The 6404-nt window shown below is 71.4% G+C and carries 5 protein-coding genes; all 5 read right to left on the reverse strand.

The genetic code is table 11. The annotated features are described in order from the left end of the window. Window positions 1-1187: MFS transporter (locus PLL68_RS11500; RefSeq protein WP_324534211.1), on the reverse strand; the 1187-nt coding region annotated here is incomplete at its 3' end. 293 nt (window positions 1188-1480) lie between these two features. Beyond that, window positions 1481-4438, reverse strand: coding sequence for an FtsX-like permease family protein (locus PLL68_RS11505; RefSeq protein WP_324534213.1), 2958 nt, complete (start codon window positions 4436-4438; stop codon window positions 1481-1483). Then, window positions 4435-5166, reverse strand: coding sequence for an ABC transporter ATP-binding protein (locus PLL68_RS11510; protein WP_324534215.1), 732 nt, complete (start codon window positions 5164-5166; stop codon window positions 4435-4437). The genes PLL68_RS11505 and PLL68_RS11510 overlap by 4 nt, the downstream gene beginning before the upstream one ends. Further along, on the reverse strand, window positions 5163-5873 hold the full coding sequence (locus PLL68_RS11515) for a PadR family transcriptional regulator (protein ID WP_324534217.1): 711 nt from the start codon (window positions 5871-5873) through the stop codon (window positions 5163-5165). The genes PLL68_RS11510 and PLL68_RS11515 overlap by 4 nt, the downstream gene beginning before the upstream one ends. Window positions 5874-6026: 153 nt before the next feature. Further along, the coding region (locus PLL68_RS11520; protein WP_324534218.1) for a DUF1304 domain-containing protein at window positions 6027-6404 on the reverse strand (378 nt) is incomplete at its 5' end.

Below are 6404 nucleotides of genomic sequence, written 5' to 3' on the forward strand. Positions count from 1 at the left end.
AGGGCGGGCTGGGATGCCGTCGCGAGGGCTGCCGCCGTCAGCGCCGCTCCCACGGTCACGGCGAACGCGCCGGGGTGGCCGTGCATGTCGGCGAGGCGTCCGGCGGTGGCCGAGCCGAGGGCGTACCCGAGACCGGTGGCCCCGGCGAGCAGGGTCATCGCCGCACCGACCCGCTCGACGGGGGCAGCGCGCTCGCCCAGCATGAAGACGCTGATCATGTAGGGGGCGACGACGAAGCCCAGCACGAGGACGACGGCGAACAGCTGCGGCACCGTGTCGGTGACGAGCAGCGGCAAGGACAGCAGGGCCAGGCCCAGGGCGGCGACGAGCACGCGGGAGCCGTATCCGAAGCGGGCGGGCAGGGCCGCGACGGCGAGCCCGGCGATGACCGATCCGACACCGAGGCAGGCGTGGACCAGCCCCGCGAGGCCGCTCTGCCCGGCATCCGTGGTGAGCACCGTCGTGCCGGTCTGGATCGACCCGAACACCACTCCGATGAGCAGCTGCGCGACGAGCAGGATCGCGAAGGTGCCGGTGACGAGACGGCCGGTGGCGGCGGCATCCGGGCGGTGGGCGTGGGTGAGGCGGGCAGTGGGGTGCAGCGCGAACGCGCACCCGAACACGAGCAGGATCGCGGCGGCGATGAGCAGGGCGAGCTCGGGGCTGGCCAGCACGACGACGAGGCCGAGCAGTGCCGGGCCGAGCACGAAGGAGGCCTCGTCGGCGGCGCCCTCGTAGGAGAAGGCGGCCTCCATCAGGCGCGGCTGGTGGTGCTTCTGGTTGCGGGTGATGGGGCGCCAGCGAACCCGTGCGAGCGGGCCGATCTGCGGCATCGCGGCGCCGGCGAGGGCGGCGGTGAGGATGACGATCCACGGGGTGACCTGCGCGTGGGCGAGCACGACGAGGGCGATCAGCCCGAGCCCGCCGAGCACCGACTGGACGAACACGACGGGCCGTTGCCCGACGCGGTCGGCCAGGGCCCCGGCGATCGGGGCACCGATGGCGTTGGTCACGGCCAGGGCACCGGCGGCGGCGCCACCGGTGCCGTAGGAGCCGGTGGTGCCGGCGACGAGCAGCAGGGTGCCCATCTGGGCCATGGCCAGGGGCAGTCGGCCGATGAAGGCAATGGCGACGTAGAGCGGGCCGGCGAGGCTGAACAGCCGCCGGTAGGAGGCGAGGGGGGACATGCGCGGCTTCCTGGTCTGCGCCCGGGGAGGGCGAAACGAGTGTGCGCCGAACCCGCCTCCAAGGACGCACCAGGACCCTGTGCTCCGCCCATCCTACCGGCTCGCGTCCGCAGCCACCCCGCCTGAACTTTCTCGCCCGGTGCCAGAAACTTCAGGTTCGCACCACTAATGAAGTGGTGTCATGGTGAAGCTGGTGGCATCGGGCGAGAAAGTTCCGACGGGGGTTCGGGTCTGCCGCGCGCGGTTGGCCGCTTCGCAGGTGGCTGGAGCGCAATAAGTCGCGGAGGAGGGGGTCAGGTGGAACGGCGGGTGATCTGCGGGGCCTTGCGGATGCCGGCCCACGCGATCGCGCCCGCCACCATCGGTACCAGCACGCCCACGATGAGCAGAGAGAGCCACGGGATGACGAGGATCGTCTCCTGTCCTTCGGGCACACCGTTGACGGGATCCCACCCGGCGCTGGTGAGCGCTCGTGAGATCGCAATGCCCGGGACGAGGCCGACCGCGACCCCGAGCACGCACCCGACCGCGGCGAGCAGGAAAGCGGCGGCCCCGGCCATGAGTCGCCGGGTGCCCCGAGTGGCCCCGAGCGCTGCCAAGGTCGCCTGGTCACTTTGCTGCTCGGCGACGGTGAGAGCTGTCGAGGTGAGCGTGATGACGAGAATGAGCAGGGCGAAGACCCCCAGCAGGGCAGCGACCACGATGCGGTCGTCGCGGGTGAACCCCCGTTCCACGGAGACCTCGAACCCGTCGCCGAGTGCCGCCCTCAACCGCTCCACCGCTTCCTGGGTGACGGGCGCACCTGCCGCGTCCCGCACCGTGAAGCTCTCGGGCCGAGAGGGCCACCCGGTGGTCACGACGGAGTCCGATGCCAGCATGAGGCTGGCACCGAGCATCTTGCCCTCGGTCTGCGCTGACTCGGCCAGTTGGATTGCGGGAAGGCTGGCCTCCTGGAGCACCTCGACCTGTGGGTCGGTGGGCCCGGTGGCGTTGGGGTCGATGACGAAGGTGCCCCGCGCCACCCTCACCTGGTCGCCGGACGCGGTGGCGGGTGACAGGGCGCGGGTGATGACGGCTCCGGCGCGCACGGCGTCCGCCTGAGCGGCGTCGAGGCCGAGGCGTCGCACGATCTCCTCGGCAGGGAGCAGCAAGGTGGAGCCCGTGCCGCCGTATGTTGTTCCGCCAGTCGAGCAGGGCGCAGTGCCGAACACGAAGGAATCGGTGGTGCCAGCCTCCTCAGCAGCCAGGTATCGCGCATTCTCGGCAGCGTCCCACTCGGGGTCCGAGATGGTGCGGGCTGCGGTGCACCCGGGCGGGACGATGGAGACGAACTCGAGCCGGTAGGGCTCGGTCGGGACGGCGTCTAAACCGTTCATCGGGTCCACAGCGCCGGCTGCGACGTTCTCGGTGACGATCAGGCCCGGTGCCGCGGCGCGAATGGCGTCGGCGGTGATCGGTTCGGCCCATGCTCGCACCACCACTTCGCCGGGAAGGGTGACCGGGATGTACGTGCGCCGACTTTCCTCGGTGTCGCTCGCGAGCCCAGTAAGCCCAAAGCTCAGTCCGGCGACCGCCGCCAGGACCGCCGCGACCGAGGGTGCGCTGCGCGAACGATGGCGCGCGAGGTCCCGGGCCGCTATCCGCAGCGTGGTCGGGAGGTGCGAGCCGAGCCGACCGATCCCTGCCAACGCGACCGGTACGAGGAAGAGTGACCCGACGATGAGAACGACGGCGCCAACGGTGACGGCGTAGTCGCCTCCGGTCTGGATGCCGAGGAGTCGGGTCACGCTCGGCAGGCCCGCGACGCCCGTGGACCCGAGGATGACCAGGGCGCCCAGGGCGCTCAGGACGGCACCGACGGCGAGCACCACCTTGCTCGGGGGAGGCGAGACCGCCTGACCTCGCATGACGCCGACGATGTCGAGGCGCCCGAGTCGCCGTGCGGGCAAGAGGGCCGCGATGAGGGTGCTAACAACCGCGCAGAGGGCGATGCCACCGAGCAGCACCCATCGAATGTCCAGCGGCGCGTCGACGCCGTAGTCGGCCCAGCGGTTCAGGCCGCGGATGAGCAGCGGGGTCAGGGCCACCCCGAGAGCCGTTCCGGCGAGGGCGGACGTGGCCCCGAGCACGAGCGCAGAGGCCAGCACGGTTCGGCGCAGCACTGCGGTGGTCGCGCCGTTGCTCGCCGCGAGCGCCAACGTGCGGCGCTGGCGCGCGGCACTGACGGCGAATGCCGGCCCGACGAGCAGGGTGGTGATGATGAGCAGCATCGCGCCACCCATCCCGGCGATGAGTCGCATCTGGCTGTCCTCGCCGGAGGCCGACTCCTGCACCTCTGCTGGCAACTCACTGATCGCCGGCGGATCGCGAAGGACGGATGCGGACGAGACGCGCAGGCCGTATTCGTTGAGGGTGCGCACATCCGCCCAGGTCACCGGGTCCGTGCCGCGCACGATCCACCCGCCGTAGGACTGTTCCAGATCAGGTGGCTCGACAGCCGTCACGAGCCCCACGGTGTCGTACAGGCTCGCTGCCCGGGCCACGCCGACGATCGCGAGCGTGCGGTCAGACCCCGCGATGGAGAGCGTCTGCTGCCCGGTGGAGGGCAGGCCGCTGTCGACTCCGGATGCCGTGACGAGTGCCTCGTCGGCTCCCGCCGGCCAGCGCCCGGAGACCAGCTCGAGCTTGTCGCCGAGCCCGACACGACCGTCCAGCGCGAGTGCGCTCACGCGGACACGGCGCTCGTCGACGGTCAGCCGGGCGTCGAAGTGCCGCACGGCAGAGACTGGTGCTCCCCCGATGAGTGCCGCGATGGCCTCGGAGTTCTCCTCGCCGGATCTCTCCGGGTCGTACCCGGGGATGGGTCGCGCCGCACCCTCGGACCCGCCGAACCCCCTGGCGGGATCTGGGCCCTGGAGGACACGGCTGGAGTCCGGGCCTTCGATGAGCGCCTGCCCGTTGCCCATGAGCATCGGGATGGTCTCGGCGCCGCGGATGTCGGACGTCAGGGCGAGAGTCAGCACCAGGCTCAGCAGGGCCGTCGGCACGGTGACCATGACGATGATCAGGGCGCTACGGCCCTTGTGGCGGCGCACGTCGCGCCGGGCCATACGCAGGGCAACCGCCCAGCTTGCCCGCCAGGCGGCGAACCGGCTGATCTCGGCAGGTGCCTCGGCGGCGTGGCGAGGCGCATCGGGGTGCTCGTCCGCGCCGCTGCTCGGAGCGCCCCCCGGGCGGGCCAGCGTGGTCATCGCGCTGCCTCGCCCGCGACGAGCAGGTCCTCCGGGGTCTCGCGATGGCCGGTGCTGTCGACGATGACCCCGTCCCGCAGGAACACGACCCGATCGGCCCAGGCGGCGTGCCGCGCCTCGTGGGTGACGAGCAGGCCGGCCACGCCCTCGTCGCACCGCTCGCGCAGCACCCGCAGCACCTCCTCGCCGGTGTGGCTGTCGAGGGCTCCGGTCGGTTCGTCGGCGAGCACGAAGCGGCGGCTGCCGACCAGTGCCCGTGCGATTGCGACGCGCTGTTGCTGCCCACCGGACATCTGGTCGGGGAAGCGGTCGGAGAGCTCCATCAGGTTCATCAGGTCGAGGGTCCGGCGGGCCTGCCGCCTGGCTTGGCCGGCGCGGGTGCCGTCGAGCTCGAGCGGCAGGGCGACGTTCTCCGCCGCGGTCAGGCTCGGGATGAGGTTGTAGTCCTGGAAGATGAAGCCCATGCGCCGACGCCGCAGCTTGGCGAGGTCGCGCGGCGCGAGGTCGGTCAGCCGGTCGCCGGCGATGGTGACGGTCCCGCTCGTCGGTCGGTCGAGGCCGCCCGCGACGTTGAGCAAGGTCGACTTGCCCGAACCGCTCGGCCCCATGACGGCGACGAGTTCGCCGAGGTGGATGTCGAGGCTGACCCCGGCGAGCGCGACGACCGCCATGTTCCGGTCGCCGTGGATGCGCGTGACGTCCGTGAGGACGACGTGTGGTGTGCTCATGACTGGTTTCCCCCGGTGTGCGTGTGGTGAGTCGCGCTGGCGTGGTGATGGGTGGGGCCGGATGCCGTGGTGTCGGATGCCGGGTCGGCACCGCGCGGGTGGGCCGGGTGCTGGTGGTCCGGCGTCCTGTGCGGATCGGCGTACTCAGGCCGAGGGCGCCGTCGGGCGATGACCGTCTCGACGTGGTCGAGCCATCGGGCCTCGCCCTCGGCCGCGAAGATCAGGTTCTCCAGCACGAGGAGCCAAGCGATGGGATCCTCCACGGCCCTCGGGCCCTCGGCAGCCCCCTCCGTACTGCCGAGGGCCTCTCGCTTGAGGCGGGTGAGGTCTCGCAGGTGCTGCAGCGTGGCCGTGCGCTGGGCCTGGACAACCCGGGGCACGTCGACCCCGGGGGCGGTCACGGCGAGGGCGAGCTTGATCGTCAGCTCGTCGCGAGGAGTGTTGGTGCGGTCGACCGGGGTGGTCCACCAGGCGTCGAGAACCTGCCGGCCTGTGGAGGTGAGTCGGTACGCGATGCGCCCCTCGGCATCCGGCTCACTCGCCTGTGCCACGAGGCCATCGCGCACGAGTCGGTCGAGCGTGGTGTAGACCTGTCCGACGTTGAGCGGCCAGGTGCCGCCGGTGCGTGCCTCGAACTCGGTGCGCAGTTGAGCGCCGTACTTCTCCCCCTCGGACAACAAGGCCATGAGCCCAGATCTGACGGACATCGCCGCCCCCTCCCTGCCGCGGAATACTCGGTATGCACCCCGCCGTGGGACATGTATACCGAGTATTCACGCCCCCGTCAACACGCCGGCCCCATCCCGAAGTCGAGCAGTGGGGGAGGTGGCTGGAGTGCAATCAGTGCGGGGGTGTGGTGGTCAGCGGGCGAGGAACTGCGCCGCAAGGGCCAGGGCTGCGGGCACCGTCTGCACGAACAGGATCTTGCGGCTGGCCGTCGCGGCCCCGTACAGGCCGGCGACGATCACACAGCCCAGGCTGAACACCGCGAACGCGAACCGGTGCTCGCTCGGCCCCACCATCGCCAGCAGCAGGCCCGCGACGAGGAACCCGTTGTACAGGCCCTGGTTGGCGGCGAGCACCTTCGTCTGAGAGGCGAGCTCGCGGCTCGTGCCGAAGGCAGCACGGCCGCGGGGGGTGTCCCACCAGAGCATCTCGAGCAGCACGATGTAGACGTGGATCAGGGCCACGAGGCCCGTCAGGACCAGGGCGACGGTGCTCATGCCCTGATGTCTACC

The organism is Ornithinibacter sp. (assembly GCF_035443565.1).
In the GTDB taxonomy this organism is placed as follows: Bacteria; Actinomycetota; Actinomycetes; order Actinomycetales; family Dermatophilaceae; genus Fodinibacter.